This is a genomic window from Maribacter luteocoastalis (genome assembly GCF_048890225.1).
Lineage (GTDB): Bacteria > Bacteroidota > Bacteroidia > Flavobacteriales > Flavobacteriaceae > Maribacter > Maribacter luteocoastalis.
Genome location: NZ_JBMFZG010000003.1, coordinates 520,566 through 541,385, shown reverse-complemented (window position 1 = coordinate 541,385; position 20,820 = coordinate 520,566). Strand labels below are relative to the sequence as shown.

Sequence of the window (20,820 nt, the reverse complement as noted above, 5' to 3'; positions counted from 1 at the left end):
AGAAAATTAAATTTTACTTTTACAGCATGACAAAAAATAATACACATCATCATTTTTACACTTGCTCTCAAGCGAGGTAAAGATGTATTGTAGTATTACAAACATATTTAAAACCCGTTTGAGCAATCAAACGGGTTTTCTATTTAATCCAGTTTTGATTGTTTTGAACTAATTAAACAACAAATGACAAAAATTAGAATTGCTATTCAAAAATCAGGAAGGTTGAACGAGGATTCCCTACAGATTTTAAAAGATTGCGGTATTAGTATCGATAATGGAAAGGACCAATTAAAGGCATCATCCCGAAATTTTCCAATGGAAGTGTTTTATTTACGAAATGGTGATATTCCACAATATCTTAGAGATGGGGTAGTAGATATTGCTATTATTGGCGAAAATGTATTGATAGAGAAAGGGGATGATATTGCGATTGCAGAGAAATTAGGATTCTCCAAATGCAAGGTGTCACTTGCCGTTCCAAAGTCTTTTAAATACAAATCCGTGAACGATTTTGAAGGAAAGCGTATAGCTACTTCGTATCCTAATACCGTTAAAAACTACTTAGCGGAAAAAGGTGTCAATGCAGAATTACATATTATAAATGGTTCTGTTGAAATAGCGCCGAACATTGGCTTGGCAGATGGTATTTGTGATATCGTATCAAGTGGTAGTACACTTTTTAAGAACAACTTAAAAGAAGTGGAGGTCATGCTCAAGAGTGAAGCGGTGTTGGCTGTTTCACCAAATATATCCGAGGAACGAAAGGTGATTCTTAAGAAATTACAGTTTAGGATTAAATCGGTACTACAGGCAAGGCAATCAAAATATGTATTATTGAATGCACCCAATGATAAATTAGAGGAAGTTATTGCCCTATTACCTGGAATGCGAAGCCCAACCGTTTTACCTCTTGCGGAAGAAGGCTGGAGCTCAGTGCATACGGTAATTAACAAAGATAAATTCTGGGATGTGATAGATAGTCTTAAACAGACCGGTGCAGAAGGTATATTGGTTTGTCCTATCGAGAAAATGGTGCTGTAATGAAGAAAATTTTTAATCCCGATAGAAAAGATTGGAAGAAAATCTTGGAACGCCCAACACAGACCGTTGCTGCTATTGAAGAAACTGTAAATACAGTATTTAAAGAAGTTCAAGAAGGTGGTGATAAGGTTTTGGATAAGTATACCCAAAAATTTGATGGTGTTGCCTTGGAATCTATTTTAGTTGTTCCTTCAGAAATTCAAGAAGCCAAAAATTTAGTTTCGGATCAGCTGAAAGGGGCCATTAATTTGGCCAAATCTAATATAGAATTATTCCATAAAGCACAACAAACAAATAGGGTTACGGTTGAAACACAACCTGGGGTACAGTGTTGGCAAGAAAAAAGGCCGATACAAAAAGTGGGGCTTTATATTCCTGGGGGAACTGCGCCACTATTCTCAACCATTTTAATGCTAGCCGTTCCTGCAACTATTGCCGGATGCCAAGAAATAGTACTATGTACACCTCCAAATAAGGAAGGAAAGGTAAATCCTGCCATTTTGTATACCGCCTTACTTTGTGGTGTTACAAAAATATTCAAAGTCGGTGGTATTCAGGCCATTGCCGGAATGACGTTTGGGACGGAAAGTATTCCTCAGGTGTATAAAATTTTTGGCCCTGGAAACCAATACGTAACTGTCGCCAAGCAAATAGCCACCAAATATAGAGTAGCCATAGATATGCCTGCGGGACCTTCAGAGTTATTGGTGGTTGCAGATGATACGGCAAATGCCTCATTTGTGGCTTCTGATTTATTGAGTCAGGCCGAGCATGGGATAGATAGTCAGGTGATTTTAGTCTCTACTTCTAAGGCAAGCATTGAAGCAGTGGAATTGGAAGTAGAAAAACAGATTGATGCCTTGCCACGTAAAGAGATCGCACAAAAGGCAATTGATAACAGCAAATTGATTTATGTTGAGGATGACCAAACCGCCATTGACCTAATCAATGCATATGGACCTGAACATTTTATTGTCTGCATGGCGAATGAAGATTTCTATATCGAAAACACCATGAACGCAGGTTCTGTATTTATTGGTAATTATACCCCTGAAAGTGCGGGAGATTACGCATCGGGTACCAATCATACGCTCCCAACAAACGGTTATGCCAAGCAATATAGCGGTGTAAACCTTGATAGTTTTACAAAAAGCATGACGTTTCAAAAGATTTCTGAAGCTGGAATTAAAGAAATCGGTAATGCTATAGAAATCATGGCAGATGCAGAAGGATTACAGGCACATAAAAATGCAGTGACACTAAGATTGAATAGTTTGAAATGAGTACGAAATTCAACATAGAAAACCTGGTTCGTGATAACGTAAAAGGATTAAAACCCTATTCTTCGGCACGTGATGAATATGTTTCGGATGGTTCTGAAATGGTGTTTTTAGATGCCAATGAGAATCCATTTGAAAGTGGGGTAAATCGCTATCCAGATCCCCAACAACGCAGTTTAAAATCAGTTTTGGCCAAGCAGAAAGGGGTATTGGTTAATAATATCCTTTTAGGTAATGGTAGCGATGAAGTATTAGATCTTATTTTCAGGGCCTTCTGTGAACCAGCTATAGACAACATCATCTCGTTACCACCTACTTACGGAATGTATAAGGTATTATCGGGTATCAATAATATAGAAAATAGAGAGGTGCTGTTGACCCCAGATTTTGAACCAGATGTTACGGCAATATTGAAAGCAGCTGATCTAAAATCTAAAATTCTATTCCTATGTTCTCCCAATAACCCTACAGGAAACGTTTTTTCAGAGGATAGGATAATACAATTGTTGGAAAACTTTAATGGTTTGGTGGTTATCGATGAAGCTTATATCGATTTTTCGAAAGAAAAAAGTTGGGTAGCACAGTTGAAAAACTATCCTAATCTTATCGTTACCCAAACCCTTTCCAAAGCCTATGGTTTGGCAGGAATCCGATTGGGAATTTGCTATGCCTCCGAAGCCATCATAGCGGTATTGAACAAGATAAAACCACCTTATAATGTGAACGAACTAACACAGCAAAAGGCCTTGGAGCGCATATTGGATATTGATTCTGTTAGATCGGAAGTAGTGTCTATTTTACATGAAAGGGAAATTTTGTCCGAGGTTTTACTTCAGGTTAATTTCGTTGAAAAAGTATATAAGACGGATGCGAATTTTATTCTGGCAAAAGTAGATGATGCCAATATGCGATATCAACAGTTGGTAGAAAACGGCGTGGTGGTGCGTAACAGAACAAGTCAGCCCTTATGTAACAATACCTTACGGTTTACTGTAGGAACAGAAAAAGAGAATAAAAAACTTGTTAAGGCGTTAAAGAGCATATAACCATTAAACTAATACCAATGAAAAGCAAGTTCATTTACTTATTTACTTTATTTTTTACGATTACAGTATCCCGGGCTCAGGATAAAGAACGATTAGAATTTATAGCAGATAGTTTAAACCTTAGTGCCGAAGACACAGAAGCATTGATAAGTTTTAAAATGTATTCTGATAGTATAGAAAATACGTTTACCTACATTTATGATAGAACTTTGCTAGGTGGTGATATAGCAAAAATTATAGTACCCAAAGGATATAAGTTCTTAGACAAACCACAAGCACAACGTGTACTTTCAGATATTTGGGGCAACCCTGTTGATAATTCCGTGATGGGATTATTGCTTAAAGAAGATGATACTCCTGTTGAAACTAGCTATGCTATAGAAATTTCATATGCCGAAGAAGGTTATATTAAAGATGATGATGCCCAAGATTTAGACTATGATGATCTTTTAAGTGAAATGCAAGAAGATGCTAAAAATGCAAATCCTGAAAGATCAAGATTGGGTTACCCTACGGTTGAATTGCTAGGATGGGCTTCTAAACCATATTATGACCAAGATGGTAAAAAACTATATTGGGCCAAAGAACTTTTATTTGAAGAGGATGAGACTAGCACTTTAAATTATAATATCAGAGTATTGGGTAGAAAAGGATATATGAATCTAAATGTTATTGGTGACATGGATACCCTTGAAGATGTTCAGAATAATTTGGATCCAATTTTAGCAAGCGTTTCATTTAATACGGGGTATAAGTATTCTGAATTTGACCCTGATTTTGATGATGTTGCTGCATATGGTATTGGAGGATTGATAGCAGGTAAAATTTTAGCTAAAGCTGGTTTTTTTGCCTTAATCCTTAAGTTTTGGAAGTTTATTGCCATTGGAGCAATCGCTTTGTTTACTGGGGTTAAAAAGTTCTTTTTCGGGGCAAAGCAACAAACCGCTATAGAAGGACCTAAAGACGATTCAAAATTGTCCTAGGAGAATAATTATATGAAAGAAAATGAAAAAAAGAGTACTATTTATTGACCGTGACGGTACACTTATTAAAGAAACCGTGGACGAACAGATTGATGCCTTCGAGAAGATGGTATTCTACCCCAAAGCATTTACCTATATGGGTAAAATTGCCAAAGAATTGGATTATGAACTTGTCATGATCACCAATCAAGACGGTTTGGGTACTGATTCTTTCCCTGAGGATACGTTTTGGCCCGTTCACAATTTTATCCTTCAGGCCTTTGAAAATGAAGGGGTTGTCTTTGATAGGATATTTTTAGACCGCACATTTCCACATGAAAATGCAAATACAAGAAAACCAGGTACCGGCCTGTTGACCGAGTATTTTTCAGAAGCGTATGACCTGAAGAATTCCTTTGTTATCGGTGATCGGTTAACGGACATGGAGTTGGCCAAAAATTTAGGGGCCAAAGGAATTTTCATAAACGATGATACAAACCTTGGAACAGGTGAAATTACCGTGAAACGAGACGAATTGGATGCCGTTATCGCTTTGGAGAACAGCGATTGGCAGAAAATCTACGAGTTTTTGAAATTGGAGAACCGTAGCGCTGAAATTAGTCGCAAGACCAACGAGACTGATATTCAAATAAAAGTGAACCTTGACGGTACAGGAAAAAGTGCTATTTCCACCGGGTTGGCATTTTTTGATCATATGCTAGACCAATTGGCGCGTCATGGCCAAATGGACTTGGATATTAAGGTAGATGGGGATTTAGAGGTTGATGAGCACCATACCATTGAAGATACCGCAATTGCCTTGGGTGAAGTTTTTCACAAGGCGTTAGGATCCAAATTAGGGATAGAACGCTATGGCTTTTGTTTGCCTATGGATGATTGTTTAGCCCAAGCGGCCATTGATTTTGGCGGGCGTAATTGGCTCGTGTGGGAAGCCGACTTTAAAAGGGAAAAAATAGGGGAGATGCCAACAGAAATGTTTTTTCACTTCTTTAAGTCCTTTACAGATGGGGCCAAGGCAAATTTGAATATTAAAGCCGAGGGCACGAATGAACATCACAAAATAGAGGCTATTTTCAAGGTTTTTGCAAAAGCTATTAAGATGGCAGTGAAACGAGATGTGGAGAAAATGGTATTGCCCTCAACGAAAGGGGTATTGTAAATAGTATTTAGTAGTAAGTAATAAGTATTAAGTTTTTAAAATTATACGAACGACTTACTTTGTACTCACTACTCTTTACTTAATACTAAGGAAAATGAAAATTGTAATAATAAATTATGGTGCCGGAAATATTCAAAGCATCAAGTTTGCCATTCAGCGTTTAGGCTATGAGGCGGTTTTGAGCGATAACCCTGAAGAAATCAAAAAGGCGGACAAGGTTATTTTTCCAGGTGTTGGGGAAGCGAGCAGCGCTATGAAAAAGTTAAGAAATAGTGGTTTGGATCAATTGATTCCCAATTTAAAACAACCCGTTTTAGGTATTTGTTTGGGGATGCAACTCATGTGTAACTCCTCGGAAGAGGGGAACACAAAAGGCTTGGGCATTTTCGACGTAGATGTGGTCAAATTTTCAAATAAAGTAAAAGTGCCCCAAATAGGTTGGAACCAGATTTCAAACTTGAAAACGGACTTGTTCCAGGGTATTGCAGAAAAAGAATATGTGTATTTAGTGCATAGCTTTTACGCCCCCCTGTGCCAAGAGACCATAGCTGAATCTGACTACGGACTTAGTTACAGTGCAGCTTTGGGCAAGGATAATTTTTATGGAACACAATTTCACCCAGAAAAGAGCAGTGATGTAGGAGAGAAAATTTTGGAGAATTTTTTGAAAATTTAAATGGTAATAAGTTAAAAGTACAAAGTAGTAAGTACAAAGTAGTAAGTACAAGGTATTAGGTAATTGTATTCAGTTTGGATTAAAATGTAATAAGATTCATTTAAATGAATAATTATAAAGAATTAAATATTTGGAAAAAAGGGATGCAACTTGTTGAAGAAATTTATTTCTTAACTAAGAAATTACCGGATGACGAAAAATTTGGACTGATTTCTCAAATTAAAAGATGTAGTGTTTCAATTCCATCAAATATTGCTGAGGGCGCAGGTAGAAATTCAAATAAAGAATTTACCCGTATTCTCAGTATTGCTAATGGTTCAACAACAGAACTTGAAACACAATTAATACTAATTGTAAATCTAAAATTTGCACCTGAGTCTGATATTAATAATGCGTTAGCGTCATGTAATGATATAAAAAACATGAACTATGCATTACAAAAAAGTTTAAAATAATTAGAGTCACGGTATTTAAGACTTAAGAGATTATGCTTGAGACTTTAGACTTTATACTATAAAAAAACATGAGAATTATACCAGCAATTGATATTATAGAAGGTAAATGTGTTCGCCTTTCCAAGGGAGACTATACTACTAAAAAAATATATAATGAAAACCCATTGGAGGTCGCCAAAGAGTTTGAGGCCCATGGTATTCAATATTTACATTTGGTAGATTTGGATGGTGCCAAATCAAAACACATTGTCAATCACAAGGTATTAGAGCAAATTGCTTCAAAAACGAGCTTAAAGATAGATTTTGGAGGTGGGTTAAAGACCGATAAAGATTTACATATTGCCTTTGAAAACGGTGCGAACCAAATTACAGGAGGTAGCATTGCAGTGAAAGATAGAACTACTTTCACCAATTGGATACATACATACGGTCCTGATAAAATTATCTTAGGAGCCGATGCCATGGATGAGAAAGTGGCTGTTTCTGGGTGGCAAGAAGAATCTAAAGAGGAATTGATACCATTTATAAAAGAGTATCAAAAGCATGGTATAAATTATGTTATTTGTACCGATATTTCAAAGGATGGCATGCTTGAAGGGCCTGCCTTTGATTTATACCAAAAAATCATAGATCGTACCGATGCCTCTATTAAACTCATTGCCTCAGGCGGTATCTCCACATTTGATGAACTGCCCAGACTTGCTGAAATAGGTTGCGAGGGCACTATTATCGGCAAGGCAATTTATGAGAATAAAATCAGTCTTAAACAATTAGAAAACTATATTCTATCGGTATGACACAAGAAAATTTGTTCAAGGAGGAATTGGTTAAAAATGCCTTATACCGTATGGATGAAAGTACCCGTATGATTAGCAAAAGTCTAGCCGAAATTTCAGAAGATGAAGTATGGCAAAAACCCAACAATTCCTTAAATAGTATCGGGAACTTGATTCTGCACCTATGCGGAAATATTACCCAATATGTGGTTTCTTCCTTGGGTGAAAATGAGGATGTTAGAAATAGAAATTTAGAGTTTTCAATATCGAATAGTGCTACAAAAATAGAATTGTTAAAACAATTGGAAGACACTGTAGATACGGCCAAACGTATCATTTTTGATGCCTCCGAAAAACAGTTATTACAATTAAAGTCCGTTCAAGGTTTTACCTTTTCAGGTGTGGGTATCATTATGCATGTGGTAGAACATTATTCATACCATACCGGTCAAATTGCTTTTTGGGTAAAGTTGTTAAGGAATAAGGACCTTGGTTTTTATAGTGGAATGGATTTGAATACTAAAAATGAATAGGAGGTACAAGGTTAAAGTACAAGGTTAAAAGTATAAGGTCAAAAGTATAAGGTTAAAAGTACAAGGTCAAAAGTACAAGGTCAAAGTGCAAGGTCAAAGTACAAGGTCAAAAGTACAAGGTCAAAGTGCAAGGTCAAAGTGCAAGGTCAAAGTGCAAGGTCAAAGTGCAAGGTCAAAAGTGCAAGGTCAAAAGTGCAAGGTCAAAGTGCAAGGTCAAAAGTGCAAGGTCAAAAGTGCAAGGTTAAAAGTACAAGGTCAAAAGTACAAGGTCAAAGTGCAAGGTCAAAAGTGCAAGGTTAAAAGTGCAAGGTCAAAGTACAAGGTCAAAAGTATAAGGTTTAAGGTAAAATGAAAATATGCAAGATTTAAAATCCAGAACTAAGACGTTTGCTGTTGACTGTTGGCGGTTTTGTGCGAAGCTTCCTAAATCTAGGGAATATGATGCTTGGGCAAGACAACTGATACGTTGTTCAAGTTCAGTTGGCGCTAATTATCGTGCTTCTCAAAGGGCAAAGTCTACTGCGGATTTTATAAATAAACTTAAAATTGTAGAGGAAGAAGTTGATGAGTCGGTGTATTGGTTAGAATTATTTTTGGAAGTTCTACCGGAATATGAACCTGAAATAATTTTATTAAAAAAAGAAGCTTCAGAATTACTCGCTATTACCGTATCATCTATAAAAACTGCGAGAAAAAATAGATAATGAAAAATAAGTATAAAGCTATAGACTTGTACTTCAAACCTTTAACCTCGTACCTTTGAATTATGTTAGCAAAAAGAATTATCCCCTGTTTAGATATTAAAAATGGCCGTACCGTTAAAGGTGTCAATTTTGTAGCCCTTAGGGATGCCGGAGATCCTGTGGAATTGGCAGAAATCTATAGTAAGGAAGGCGCGGATGAACTGGTTTTTTTGGATATTTCGGCAACGGAACAAAAGCGAAAAACCTTAGCGGAACTCGTTTACCATGTGGCCGAAAAGGTGAGTATACCGTTTACCGTAGGTGGGGGCATATCTTCAGTAGAAGATGTAGATATTTTGCTGCATAACGGGGCCGATAAAGTATCGATCAATTCGTCGGCGGTCAAAAATCCACAATTGATCAATGATTTGGTAGCCAAATTCGGCTCACAATGTATTGTTGTGGCCATTGATGCCAAACAGATTGATGGGGAATGGATCGTACATTTGGTAGGCGGTAAGGTTCCAACGGAGCGAAAACTGTTCGAATGGGCCAAAGAAGTTGAGGAACGCGGAGCGGGCGAGATTCTATTTACATCAATGGACCATGACGGTACAAAAGAAGGATTTGCCAATGAGGCCTTGGCACGCTTGTCCAAAGAGTTGAACATTCCTATTATTGCATCGGGCGGGGCAGGTAACACGCAACATTTTGTGGATACCTTTATAGACGGGAAAGCGGATGCTGCTTTGGCTGCCAGTGTTTTTCATTTTAAGGAGATAGGCATCGGCAACTTAAAACAAGAATTAAAAGATAATGGGATTCCGGTACGGATTTAGTTCTGGTTGATAGTTGATAGTTGATAGTTGATAGTTGATAAGTATAAGTAAAAATAACATTGTCATCCTGAGCGCAGTCGAAGGAATTGGAACACATATTCAGTTGACAGTTAGCAGTATAATAAAGGATAACAAAAGAAAAATAATGATTTAGGCTATGAAAAAGATAGGGTTAATTGGGGGTATTACTTGGCAATCCACCCAATTATATTATCAATATTTAAATACAAAAGTTGCTGCATCTTTAGGGGGCAAACATTCTTGCCGTTGCATTATTGAATCTGTTGATTTTGCGGATATCTCTAAAAAACAGGCGGCTGGTGATTGGGAAGAGCTTCATAATGACATGGCAGAAATTGCCCTTAGGTTGGAAAACGCCGGTGCAGATATTATTTTGATTGGTGCCAATACCATGCATTTAAGCGTACCAACGATGAAGAAAAGCGTATCGGTTCCTATTTTACATATTGCGGAAGTAGCAGGTAAGGCCGTTATAGAAAAAGGATGCCAGAAAGTAGTATTGTTAGGCACGAAATACACCATGGAACTTGATTTTTATAAGGATATTCTAAAAAATAAATTCGGAATTGAGGTTCTTATCCCCAATGATATTGACCGAGATATCATACATAATATCATTTATACAGAATTGGCAAAAGGAATCATAACCCAGGATTCTAAACAGCAATATGTAGACATTATAAAAAAGGCAGAAGAAGATGGTGCAGAAGGTGTAATTTTAGGTTGTACGGAAATACCCTTATTAATTAAGGAGGGAGATTGCGATATTCCCACTTTTGACACGACAAAAGAGCATGCGTATGCTGCGGTGGAGTTTGCGTTGGGTCAGTAATTGAAAAAATTAGTTGACGTCACCCTGAGCTCGTTTCAGGGTCACATAGTATAATGAATTAGTATTGGATGCGATTCTGAACTAAATTCAGAATAACAAGCTTATATAGAGTTAATAAAAGAATACAAAGGATATGGATTTTAAGACACCGGATTGGAATAAAATGAACGACGGACTCGTTCCCGCAATAATTCAAGATGCCACGACTAAAAGCGTATTGATGTTGGGGTACATGAACCAAGACGCTTTGGATAAAACCTTAGAAACCAAAAAGGTTACTTTTTTCAGCCGGACCAAAAAACGGTTATGGACAAAAGGGGAGGAAAGTGGCCGCTTTTTGAATCTGGTAGCTATTAAAAATGATTGTGATAATGACACGCTGTTGGTTTCAGTACATCCTGTTGGGCCCACATGCCATACCGGTAGTGACACCTGTTGGGATGAAAAAAATGAATCTCGTTTTGGATTTCTTTCCACATTGGAGGATACCATAGCCCAACGCCGAGAAGCTGCTGAGGATTCCAAGTCCTATGTTGCCTCCCTGTTTAAAAAAGGAATAAACAAAATAGCCCAAAAAGTAGGGGAGGAAGCGGTAGAGACCGTCATTGAGGCTATGGATAACAATGATGAGCTTTTCTTATATGAAAGTGCAGATTTATTGTTCCACTATTTGATGCTATTGCAGGCAAAAGGCTTTACTTTAAAGGATATTGAGGCGGAATTGATTAAAAGGCAGAAATAAGTAGTTTAAAATACCTTGAGGCAATAATTTTGATTTATATAGGTGTTTTGTGGCACCAAACTTTCATGAATTATTGCCCAATCCCTAGGTAGTTTTCTAGCCAATATTTACATTAAACAAGTAGCCCACCAATGCGGTCAATCCCATGGCAACGGTTCCCCAAAATGTTATTCTTAAGATTGCCTTCCAAATATTTGAACCACCCGTTTTTGCTGCTATGACGCCCAATACAATAAGAAAGAATAGCGCAAAGGCATACAGGGAATATTCCATACTTTTTAACGGCAAAAAAAGCACCACTAATAAAGGAAGTAGTCCGCCAATTGTAAAAGCCGCCCCAGAAGCAATTGCGGCCTGTATAGGTTTTGCCTGACTAATTTCATTTATTCCCAGTTCATCGCGAATATGGGCTCCTAAAGCATCCTTTTCAGTCAGTTCTTTGGCAACGATAAGCGCAGTTTCTTTTTTAAGGCCCCTATTTTCATAAATGTCAGCCAATCGTTGTAATTCAATTTCTGGCATTTCCTCTAATTCTATTTTTTCCCTTTCAATGTCGGCCTTTTCCACATCGGTTTGGGAACTTACCGAAACATACTCCCCTGCGGCCATGGACAATGCACCCGCAACTAATCCGGCTAAGGTGGCTAATATAATAGGCTCCCTTATATCGCTGGCGGCGGCAACACCTATCGCAAGACTTGCCGTTGAGAGAATTCCGTCATTGGCACCAAGTACAGCAGCCCTCAGCCAATTACTTCTTTGAATATAATGTGGGTCTAAATACGAATCTAAATCATCCAACTGTTCACTCATCTATTTATTTTTTTAACTTTTCAAACCATTAGCTCTTTAACTCGGTCCACTGAATTAATAAGGAAATATAACAAAATCTTCTAACTATTCCTTTGGATTTATTGGTGATCTAAGTACCACAAACTACTCATTTTCACTTGGCTTTGATAAGCATATCGTTATAGCCCCAGACCTGACCATGTTTAGGGTTACCGTTATATGTCATTCTGTCCACATAAAACACGCTATTTTTATGTTTTGAAAGTATGGCCATGACCATTTTCTTTAATACTTCATATCCTTCGTCAAGTCCCATTGGTGGGTTACCCCACGCAATAATGACGTTTTTGTTTCTTGAGCAAACTTCATCTATAACACGTATATTTTCGTCGTCGATGATACCTTCTTTTACATCTTGGAGTTTACTCGAATCGGTAAGATATTTAGGAATTAGATTCACTATGGTAACGGTTCCGATGTTTTGTAATTCCGTATAGTTTTCTCGGTTTCGGTATATATAATTAGACACATTATATACGGTTTTGTCCGATATAGTCTTATCGGCCCGACTCGGATTTTTTAAGATTACCGCGATACCATCCGTTTTGGTATCGTCAATTTTTAAGGTGAGCCAGTACCGTTTTCCATCTGTCCGTTTTAAGGTCACTTCTTGTACAAAATCGGGGTATTTGTAAATCGGTTTTCTCATACTATGATTACTCTCGTCTTTTAAATGGTGCATCTACCTATGCCCGTAGCGCTATGACATTAATAGGGGAGTATCATCGGCATGCTGCGCCATACATAAAAAGGATATAAGGTAGCACTATTTTGATTGAACACCGAATTGCCCATAACCACTAGTACATGAAAATGAGAGGCTTAAAGGTACTTATGTGTCAAATTATACACTACACAAACCTTTGAGGTGATGTACGGGTTATGCCTTTGTTTAAAATTTAAAAGTATTTTACAGGATATAAATCACAAAAAAACCTAAATAGGTTCCCAGGGTATTTCCCAAAGTACCAACTAAAATTGCGGGTAATATCAACTCCCTTCGGTCAAAGGTTTCGGCAAGTGCAATAGCAGTGGTGCCGCCCCCAATATTCGCTTGGCTTACAATAGCGATCATTTCCCAATCACGATACAACAAACCGCCGATAAGTATGATTATAATACCATGCAACAGTACCGCTGAACCTGCAAATAGAAACAGGGTCATACCAATATCCTTGAGTTCAGTAACAGCACTAAGTTCGCAATATGCGCCAATTACCGCTAAGAAAATATAGACCAAATACAATCCTAAACTATGACTGCCTTTCAAATTTGCCACAAATTTAGTTTGCGCCAATACAATTCCTATGGTAGATAGTATGAGTATAGATGGAATTTTGGGCAAAAGGCCTGAAAGGGCTTCTGATATAAAATATGCGGCAACTCCCAAAAAGACCAACCATTTAAGTGATGTCAAATCAATGCTCTCATCATAATCATGTACTTCATCATTGGTACTGGTAGGTGATTTTAAATTGGTTTTACCTTTCCATACGCGTCTTAAAAATATCGGAATGGTCAAGGTGGCCATAATCCATAACGTTGTGATTACATTATCCACCGCAATTGTTCCGGCATACAATATCCCTTTTTCATGGAATCCATATTCCAAAGCCACCGCATTAAAATTAACACTTCCTCCTGTGTAGGTTCCTGTCAGCATACCCGCAATAACTTTTCCGTCTTCACCTAAAACATTTCCCGGTGATAATACGGCCCATGAAAGCAATATACCTAACGTGGTTGCCATTGAACCCACTAAAAATAGGCCAATCATTGGAAAGCCTGCCTTCTTAATGGAGGTTAGGTTAACATTCAGCAATAAATTAAAAATGGAAATTGGTGCGATATACTTAAAAATCCCATCATATAAATCAATACTGTTTGATGCGGAAGGAATAAGTTTTAGGTTGGCGAGTATGGCTGTGAACAGAATAACAAGTAATGCCGCACCAAACTGTTTTCCAAATTTGGTTTTGCCAACATATATAGCTAAAATGACCATGAGGCATAATACCGCTAATACATAAATGGGGTTCGTTATAAAGTCCATGGTAATTGGTTGGTTATAATGAAACACAACGGAGATGTATTTCCGTCAGGTATGGGTTAAAGTTACACAAACCTTTCCGGGGAACCGTTTAAGGTTGAACCACTAATTTAACCAAAGCAAACAAAAGAACACAAAGACGCTATAATTACCTAATAAACTGAATCCTCCATCAAGTTACGGATACCTTCTGCAATCAAGGGGGCGATATTGATGGTATCGACCTTCTTTTCCATGAGTTCTTTACTCAGTAGTTGGGGAGGAATACTGTTCGTTATCACAATTTTATCCAAGGCCGTATCTTTCAGCGTTTCATTAGCTGTAACTGAAAAAACGCCATGTGTGGCCACCGCATAGACTTTTTCCGCCCCTGCTTGTTTACATGCCTTGGCGGCCCTTAACAGGGTAGTGCCCGTACTAATGAGGTCATCTATAATGATGACGGTTTTGGTACGGACCTCTCCAAAGATCTGTGCTGTCCCCCCAACAACACCTTCACTACGGGATTTGTGCATTACGGCCACAGGAATCGGTGTATTTTGTTCTTTTTCGAGGGTTTCCGCAAATGCCATGGCACGTTTTATACCTCCGCTATCTGGGGATAATACCACAGTTTCGGTTTTTTTAAGCAATGGGGCAAAATAGTTCGCAATATAGGTTTTGGCCTCTAGGTGGATCGTAGGTATCCGAAACGCATTTTCAAAGGCCTGTACATTATGCACATCAAGGGTCACCAACCTGTCCGTTCCCAGGGCCTCGAATAAACGGGCAACATATTGGGCGGTAATGGGGTCATGGCCCTTGGTCTTTTTATCTTTTCGGGAATAGCACAAATACGGGGCGATTACCGTAACCGTGGTTGCCCCCGCATCCTTTAACGAACCAATAAAGAACAATACGCGGCACAGTTTGTCATTGACCGTTAGTTGGGGGTCCCCAAAGAGGCTGTATATGATAAAGATGTCCTTGTTCCGCACATCTACCAATGACCGTATCTTATGTTCCCCTTCTGAAAAGTCCCGCTCCTCGTGGGCGCTCAAAGTGCTCCCTATCGCTTCTGCGACCATGCTGCCAAAAGCTTTACTGGGTTCCAAAGCAAAAATCAGGTTTTTGGTAGTGTTCATTCGTTTTTATTTGATGTAGTAGCCATGTTTCCCGTGAAATTGAAAAAAACAGAAACACAATACAATGATACTAGTCAGCCGAAACCCGATGATCTACATCATTGTAAAAGGGGCATGGGACCCATAATTTTATTAACATCGTGGTAGGATGGTAAACCACGGTAGATGTACAAAAAAATCAATTTAAAACAGAGTATTATGACACATTCCAATACATTCAAATTCAAGTATAGACTGACATTATTTTTGGTCATGGGCATAACGACTGTACTTTTCTCCTGTAAAAGGGCTGCGGAAAAGACCGGTGAAAAAATCTTGGAAAAGTCCATGGGCGATGATGCCAAAGTAGCTATAGAAGATGAGAAAATAGTTATTGAAACCGATGAGGGTACCTTTACCACAGATGCTACGGTACATAGCTGGCCCAAGGAAATTTCTAGTGAAGTACCTGAATTTACATACGGTAAAATAACGGCGGTTACTACGCAAGAAATGGAAGGAGACAAGAACTGGGTACTTATTTTTGAAGAGGTGCCCCAAACTGCCCTGGAACAATATAAAGAGCAGTTAGAGAACGAAGGTTTTGAAATCAAGTACACGGCCACTGCAGGAACCGGCGGCCATCTCACCTGTGAAAAAGGGAAACTCACCGTGATGGCCATGGTGGGGGATGGGAGTGCCACGCTTACCATTGGTTCGCAACAGTGAGAACCTATAAGAATAGCTAATGGCACAAAAAATCACCTTATGTTTCTCTGGCGATGTAATGACGGGGCGTGGTGTAGATCAGATACTGCCGCATCCGAGTAACCCCGTACTGTATGAATCCTATGTGAAAGATGCACGGCATTATGTGGAACTGGCCGAAAGAGTGAACGGACCCATACCACGCCCCGTCCCGTACAACTACCTCTGGGGAGATACGCTTAAGTACATGAAGGATGCCGATGCACGTATTATCAACCTGGAAACCAGTATCACCTATAGTGAAGCGTATTTGGACAAGGGGATCAACTATCGTACGCACCCCAAAAACATCCCTTGCCTTACCGAAGCGCATATCGATTGTTGTGTATTAGCGAACAACCATGTTATGGATTGGGGCACAGCGGGATTGCTGGAGACTCTTGAAACCTTAAAAAAGGTGGGGATCGGGTATGCTGGAGCGGGTAGGGACCGTACGGAAGCCAGCGCACCTGCAATTCTAGAAATGGGAGACAACGGCCGCGTGTTGGTGTTTTCCTTCGGATGTACCTCCAGTGGAATTCCGCAGTATTGGAAGGCAACAGAGAACAGCCCTGGGGTGAATGTACTCGATGATTTTTCCATGGAAACCGTAGAGCGTATCAACCAATTGGTCACTACCTACAAACAAACAAATGATGTGGTCGTTGCCTCCATCCACTGGGGCGGTAACTGGGGGTATGACATTCCGCTTGCACATCGGTATTTTGCATATCACCTGATCGATCAGGCCCAGATCGATATTATCCACGGACATTCTTCCCATCACTTTTTGGGCATTGAGGTGTATAAAAAAAGACCTATACTCTATGGTTGTGGCGACCTATTGAACGACTATGAGGGCATTAGCGGCCACGAATCCTACAAGGCCCAGCTGGGGTTCCTGTATGTTGTGGAAGTTAGCACTACTGGGGAGCTCACTAGCTTGCAACTGGTACCTACGGAAATAAAAAAGCTACAACTAAAACGGCCCAATAAAAAAAACCGTAGTTGGGTGCAAAAGGTCTTGAACAGGGAGTGTAAGCAGTTTGGCACCCAGGTGAACTTGGCGGATAATGGTTCTTTCTTTTTAGGCTGGACCTGAAGCCTTGGGTACCACGCCAGCTTTCTTAAATGATGTGTATCATTGTGTGTTTGCTAAGATGTTTACACCTTGTTTTCATTAGACATAACCGACCAGGAATGGGGTTTGGAAACCCCAACCATACCGTATAGTAGCACTAAAAAAGAACATCATGACAACTAAAAAAGCAAGGGGCCTTATTTTAAAATTTTTGGGTCTCACCGTATTCTTTTTATACACCGGCAGCTATGCCCAAGAACAGATTGGGGGCTGGGACCCGGAACTTGAGGCAAAGGCGATGGAAACGATAGCCCTGTTCAAGGAAAAAGACCCGGGATTGGAACGTTTCTTTAAAGAAGCCTATGGGTATGCCGTTTTCCCAGGGGTAGGAAAGGGAGCGGTAGGGGTTGGTGGCGCCCATGGCTCAGGAGTGGTTTTTGAGGCGGGGGAGCCTATTGGCAAGGCCACGATGACACAGATTACCGTTGGGTTTCAGTTTGGCGGACAGGCCTATAGTGAGCTTATATTTTTTGAGGATGAAAAGGCCATGAAACGGTTTAAGCGCGGAAAACTAAAATTTGCGGGGCAGGTCTCCGCCGTAGCAGTAACCCTAGGTGCCTCTGCCGATGTGGCCTACCAAAACGGTGTGGCCGTGGTCACTATGGGCAAAGCCGGACTTATGTACGAAGCCTCGGTTGGGGGGCAAAAGTTTAAGTTTAGACCTAAAAATGAATGAAGCGGAAGCAAGGGATAGGAACGTCTAGTACATGAAAAGTAGGCGATTTTGAAGCACTAAACTTTCAGCTTGGCACAAACTTTAATACGAGCCAAAATCTATGATTCTACTACTATTTTGCCTATTTTTTTATACATTGTTGTACTGCGTTATTATTGTATTTGTTGGTATTTTCTTCTTCTTTTTTCAAATGCCAGTTCTCCACCCTCAAGTATTTGGCATATTTTAGAGTTTATTAATTGGTTTTCTAAACTACCCGAAATATAGTTCAATATACCGTCAACATTTGAAGCAACTATAACTTGTTCTGCATCTGCATTTACAACTAAATTGGCATTATGAGTTACAATAATTACTTGTCTATACTGTTTTAATTCTTTAAATAATGAGATAAGATTTTGCATAATAAACTCATTATCTAAGTCATCTTCTGGTTGGTCAAAAATTATTGGTTTAGAAAAGGCTTCCGTTGCAAGCATCATTTTTAAGTAGACTGTTCCTTTTTGTCCAACAGAAATTTTATTTAAATCTTTTTCTTTGTATTTGAGTATTGGGAATACTTTCAAGTACTGCTTACGTTCTGATTCTTTAAAGAATATGTCTTTTAGGATTTTACTATGAATATTGTCGCTTTCATAAAAATCTTGATACTTGGTTCTGAGAAAGTCATAAAAAGAATCTAAGTCCGTAATTTCAAATGCACTTTTTTGGGCTTCAATATTTCCTTTAATTCTCCACTTTGCTCCATCTATTGAATGGTAGATTAAACTGTAGAATTTTTCAATATCAAAATCTATTTTGACTTCAATTTCGAGGTCTGTTAGTAGATTTTTCATAATTGCCTTTTGAGAAGGATTTAACCGTTCTTTAGAATCTACATCTTTGAAATCTTCCCAATTTTTCAGTAGTTCAGAAACTTGCGATTCATAGTCTGATTTAATTTTATCAATAAGTGAAATGTGTCCAGGGTCTGAAAAGTAAATCTTCTTTTTAAGTATTGCTAATTGTTCTTTTTTCGATTTTGAAATCGCAATATCTTCACGGATTTGAGATAAATTTTTCTGAAACTTATCTATATCATTTAGTAATGTTGTCAAATCACCTTTATAGTCTTTAAATTCTTCTTTGACAGCAGAAATGATAACTGAAATTGTTTCAACCTCTTTTTGCAATTCAGACTTCCAAGCAATTATTTCATCAAACTGTTTCTTTAAAGCAGATAATTCAATTAGAGATATTTTAGAGGCTTCTCCGTTTACTTTACTGATTTCTTGATTTAATTTCTCAATGGAATTATTTAGACTTATTTCTAATTCATTTAATTCTTTGAGCTTAGAATTCAGATTATTTCTATTCCTAAGATTTTCAGAGTATTTCTCTAATTTGTCTTTATTTTCACTTGTAGTGATATTACTTATGAAATCATTGATCGCTTTTTCTTGGCTTTCTAGATATTTAATTGAATAAATAAAATTTCCATCTTCATCTTTTATGCTAAAAAAACGATTCAATTCGTGAAACTCCTCTAAAGCATCCAATATTTGCTTATCAAGTTCCTTATTAAATTCTGGCTCTTTAAGTTTTGCAAGTTTTCTTATAGAGTTTGCAAGTTGAAATTGTTTATCTTTTTTCTCAACTAAAGTTTTTAATCGACCTTGATTTATATAGATAAATTCTACTGCTTTCTTATCTTCTGTTAGGTCAAAATTAATTATGTCATCTTCTGATTGATTGGATTTATGATATGACAAGTTAACTTCACCATTTTTATTAAAAACCCCTTCTTTTGAATGTTCTTGACCTATGAAACTACTAGCTACATAGTCTGTAAGCATACTTTTCCCTTCTCCACGACCTCCAATAATAGTTACTAAATTTTGATTTAATGGAATGCCCTCATTTTGTTGGAAATTCAAATCGTCTTCGTCCTCAAAGACACTTAAATTGTTTTTAAATTTAATGTTAGAAATGTATGGCTTGTCAAATTCGAGAACAGGGTTTTTGTCCGATATTCTTATTCTTTCCTCTGGTTCATAAAGAATTTGTATTAATCCGTCAAAAGTTGGGTCAGCTTTAATCCAACAATACCGATTATCATCAGGGTTGAATATTTTATCATTCGAATGAGCGTCACAGCCGTGAAAGCAAGGTTTTAATGAACCGCATTTTCGTATTACTGTCTGTTCATCATCAACACTTTTACCTGTAAAGTAATTTCGGTCTCCTTCGTTTGAAGAGAATATTGTGTCTGAAAACTGATATAGACTCTGTCGGGTGGCATCTAATTGTGATTCATTTTTGTTAATGAAAAAATCTTCGTGTTTAACAATACCTGTAACACCGTCAGTACTCTTGTTGGAAGCTACGATAATTGTGTTTTCCTTTAATTTTCGGTCATTTTTGAATATTGAATCGAGAGAATCTAATGTAATAACAAATTGCTCTACACCTTTTTTATATGCAGTTTCTTCATCTAAAGTTTGATAATTAGAATGGTCTCTGCCAAACCTTATCAGCTCTTGTTTTGTAGCTGAGTAACTGCTGTTAGAATTTGTAAATTTCAACTTTGCTAAAAATCTTGTTTCAATTTCGGAATCAATTGAATTATTAAAAATGCAATGCAAGTTAATAGGTGTTGCCGAACCTGTTACAGGTAAAACTCTTAACTCAATATTTGGTAATATAAGGTCAAACTGTTTAGTGATAGTCCCATCAGTTTGTAATTTTTTGAATTTGAAATAATTTTCAATACTGAAATAATCTGTGATTCCTAGGACAGAAATCTGCTGAGTTGAATTGTTAATTGAAGTAACATAATTATCCCATTTCTCTTCAAGATTCGCACCTGTAAATTGGTCGTTCTTTTTTGTTCCTGGTGTGTGAATATGTAAATCCCAAATTCTCCATTCAGAACCTTTAGGGTAATTTTTACTCATATGTTCGATTTTTCTTTAATGCAGTACAACTAATACATAAAGTTATTGTTGATATCCTGTTTATAAGGTTAACTCAAAAATAGTCCGTTCGATGGGGGAGAGAAAACGTACGTAACTATAGCTATTAACAAGAAATTACGACAATATACCCATACTATTCTTTACAAGTAGTATAAATTCTTATTTTCTTGGCAATTACCACCATACCACAAAAAACTACTCGTATTCGGTATCAGATTTCCGTAGCCA

Annotated in this window: 21 protein-coding genes; 16 read left to right on the top strand and 5 right to left on the bottom strand. The window is 37.9% G+C overall.

The window, feature by feature from the left end:
- Positions 1 to 183: 183 nt before the first annotated feature.
- From hisG to hisIE, 13 genes are all read left to right on the top strand, one after another.
- Positions 184 to 1,041: an ATP phosphoribosyltransferase gene (gene hisG, locus ACOCEA_RS09660; RefSeq protein WP_420756026.1), complete on the top strand. Its 858-nt coding sequence runs from the start codon at positions 184 to 186 to the stop codon at positions 1,039 to 1,041.
- Complete coding sequence (gene hisD / locus ACOCEA_RS09655; protein WP_420756025.1) at positions 1,041 to 2,324, top strand: histidinol dehydrogenase; 1,284 nt, start codon at positions 1,041 to 1,043, stop codon at positions 2,322 to 2,324. The genes hisG and hisD overlap by 1 nt, the downstream gene beginning before the upstream one ends.
- Complete coding sequence (gene hisC, locus ACOCEA_RS09650) at positions 2,321 to 3,367, top strand: histidinol-phosphate transaminase (protein WP_420756024.1); 1,047 nt, start codon at positions 2,321 to 2,323, stop codon at positions 3,365 to 3,367. The genes hisD and hisC overlap by 4 nt, the downstream gene beginning before the upstream one ends.
- A 17-nt stretch (positions 3,368 to 3,384) precedes the next feature.
- The gene (locus tag ACOCEA_RS09645; protein ID WP_420756023.1) at positions 3,385 to 4,350 is read left to right on the top strand and encodes a DUF2167 domain-containing protein; all 966 of its coding nucleotides are present in this window, start codon (positions 3,385 to 3,387) and stop codon (positions 4,348 to 4,350) included.
- 22 nt (positions 4,351 to 4,372) lie between these two features.
- Complete coding sequence (gene hisB, locus ACOCEA_RS09640) at positions 4,373 to 5,509, top strand: bifunctional histidinol-phosphatase/imidazoleglycerol-phosphate dehydratase HisB (protein ID WP_420756022.1); 1,137 nt, start codon at positions 4,373 to 4,375, stop codon at positions 5,507 to 5,509.
- A 94-nt stretch (positions 5,510 to 5,603) separates the two neighbouring features.
- Positions 5,604 to 6,185 carry an imidazole glycerol phosphate synthase subunit HisH gene (hisH, locus tag ACOCEA_RS09635; RefSeq protein ID WP_420756021.1) on the top strand — a complete coding sequence of 194 codons (582 nt, stop codon included), beginning with the start codon at positions 5,604 to 5,606 and terminating at the stop codon, positions 6,183 to 6,185.
- Between the two features lie 104 nt (positions 6,186 to 6,289).
- A complete protein-coding gene (locus tag ACOCEA_RS09630) occupies positions 6,290 to 6,640 on the top strand; it encodes a four helix bundle protein (RefSeq protein WP_420756020.1) in 351 nt (116 codons plus the stop codon).
- 68 nt (positions 6,641 to 6,708) lie between these two features.
- Positions 6,709 to 7,437, top strand: coding sequence for a 1-(5-phosphoribosyl)-5-[(5-phosphoribosylamino)methylideneamino]imidazole-4-carboxamide isomerase (gene hisA, locus ACOCEA_RS09625; protein ID WP_420756019.1), 729 nt, complete (start codon positions 6,709 to 6,711; stop codon positions 7,435 to 7,437).
- Positions 7,434 to 7,949, top strand: coding sequence for a DinB family protein (locus ACOCEA_RS09620; protein ID WP_420756018.1), 516 nt, complete (start codon positions 7,434 to 7,436; stop codon positions 7,947 to 7,949). The genes hisA and ACOCEA_RS09620 overlap by 4 nt, the downstream gene beginning before the upstream one ends.
- Before the next feature lie 356 nt (positions 7,950 to 8,305).
- Positions 8,306 to 8,653, top strand: coding sequence for a four helix bundle protein (locus ACOCEA_RS09615; protein WP_420756017.1), 348 nt, complete (start codon positions 8,306 to 8,308; stop codon positions 8,651 to 8,653).
- 62 nt (positions 8,654 to 8,715) lie between these two features.
- Positions 8,716 to 9,471: an imidazole glycerol phosphate synthase subunit HisF gene (hisF, locus tag ACOCEA_RS09610; protein ID WP_420756016.1), complete on the top strand. Its 756-nt coding sequence runs from the start codon at positions 8,716 to 8,718 to the stop codon at positions 9,469 to 9,471.
- Positions 9,472 to 9,628: 157 nt separating this feature from the next.
- Complete coding sequence (locus ACOCEA_RS09605) at positions 9,629 to 10,324, top strand: aspartate/glutamate racemase family protein (RefSeq protein ID WP_420756015.1); 696 nt, start codon at positions 9,629 to 9,631, stop codon at positions 10,322 to 10,324.
- A 133-nt stretch (positions 10,325 to 10,457) separates the two neighbouring features.
- On the top strand, positions 10,458 to 11,066 hold the full coding sequence (hisIE, locus tag ACOCEA_RS09600; RefSeq protein WP_420756014.1) for a bifunctional phosphoribosyl-AMP cyclohydrolase/phosphoribosyl-ATP diphosphatase HisIE: 609 nt from the start codon (positions 10,458 to 10,460) through the stop codon (positions 11,064 to 11,066).
- A 96-nt stretch (positions 11,067 to 11,162) separates the two neighbouring features.
- Here the strand turns inward: hisIE and ACOCEA_RS09595 are convergent, their stop codons facing one another.
- The 4 genes from ACOCEA_RS09595 to ACOCEA_RS09580 all read right to left on the bottom strand — a co-directional run bounded on the left by ACOCEA_RS09595 (position 11,163) and on the right by ACOCEA_RS09580 (position 15,092).
- Entirely contained in the window at positions 11,163 to 11,879 is a 717-nt protein-coding gene (locus ACOCEA_RS09595) for a VIT1/CCC1 transporter family protein (RefSeq protein WP_420756013.1), read from the bottom strand.
- 133 nt (positions 11,880 to 12,012) lie between these two features.
- On the bottom strand, positions 12,013 to 12,567 hold the full coding sequence (locus ACOCEA_RS09590; protein ID WP_420756012.1) for a DUF1643 domain-containing protein: 555 nt from the start codon (positions 12,565 to 12,567) through the stop codon (positions 12,013 to 12,015).
- Positions 12,568 to 12,828: 261 nt separating this feature from the next.
- A complete protein-coding gene (locus tag ACOCEA_RS09585) occupies positions 12,829 to 13,971 on the bottom strand; it encodes a DUF819 family protein (RefSeq protein WP_420756011.1) in 1,143 nt (380 codons plus the stop codon).
- A gap of 149 nt (positions 13,972 to 14,120) precedes the next feature.
- Positions 14,121 to 15,092 (bottom strand): ribose-phosphate diphosphokinase, encoded by a 972-nt coding sequence (locus ACOCEA_RS09580; protein ID WP_420756010.1) that lies wholly within the window; start codon positions 15,090 to 15,092, stop codon positions 14,121 to 14,123.
- Between the two features lie 165 nt (positions 15,093 to 15,257).
- Here ACOCEA_RS09580 and ACOCEA_RS09575 point away from each other — a divergent pair, with 165 nt between their 5' ends.
- The 3 genes from ACOCEA_RS09575 (at position 15,258) to ACOCEA_RS09565 (ending at position 17,635) form a co-directional block, all read left to right on the top strand.
- Entirely contained in the window at positions 15,258 to 15,800 is a 543-nt protein-coding gene (locus ACOCEA_RS09575) for a hypothetical protein (RefSeq protein ID WP_420756009.1), read from the top strand.
- Between the two features lie 19 nt (positions 15,801 to 15,819).
- Complete coding sequence (locus ACOCEA_RS09570; RefSeq protein WP_420756008.1) at positions 15,820 to 16,920, top strand: CapA family protein; 1,101 nt, start codon at positions 15,820 to 15,822, stop codon at positions 16,918 to 16,920.
- Between the two features lie 151 nt (positions 16,921 to 17,071).
- Positions 17,072 to 17,635, top strand: coding sequence for a lipid-binding SYLF domain-containing protein (locus tag ACOCEA_RS09565; protein ID WP_420756007.1), 564 nt, complete (start codon positions 17,072 to 17,074; stop codon positions 17,633 to 17,635).
- 152 nt (positions 17,636 to 17,787) lie between these two features.
- Here the strand turns inward: ACOCEA_RS09565 and ACOCEA_RS09560 are convergent, their stop codons facing one another.
- Positions 17,788 to 20,571, bottom strand: a complete 2,784-nt coding sequence (locus ACOCEA_RS09560) for a TrlF family AAA-like ATPase (protein WP_420756006.1) — start codon at positions 20,569 to 20,571, stop codon at positions 17,788 to 17,790.
- Positions 20,572 to 20,820 lie beyond the last annotated feature (249 nt).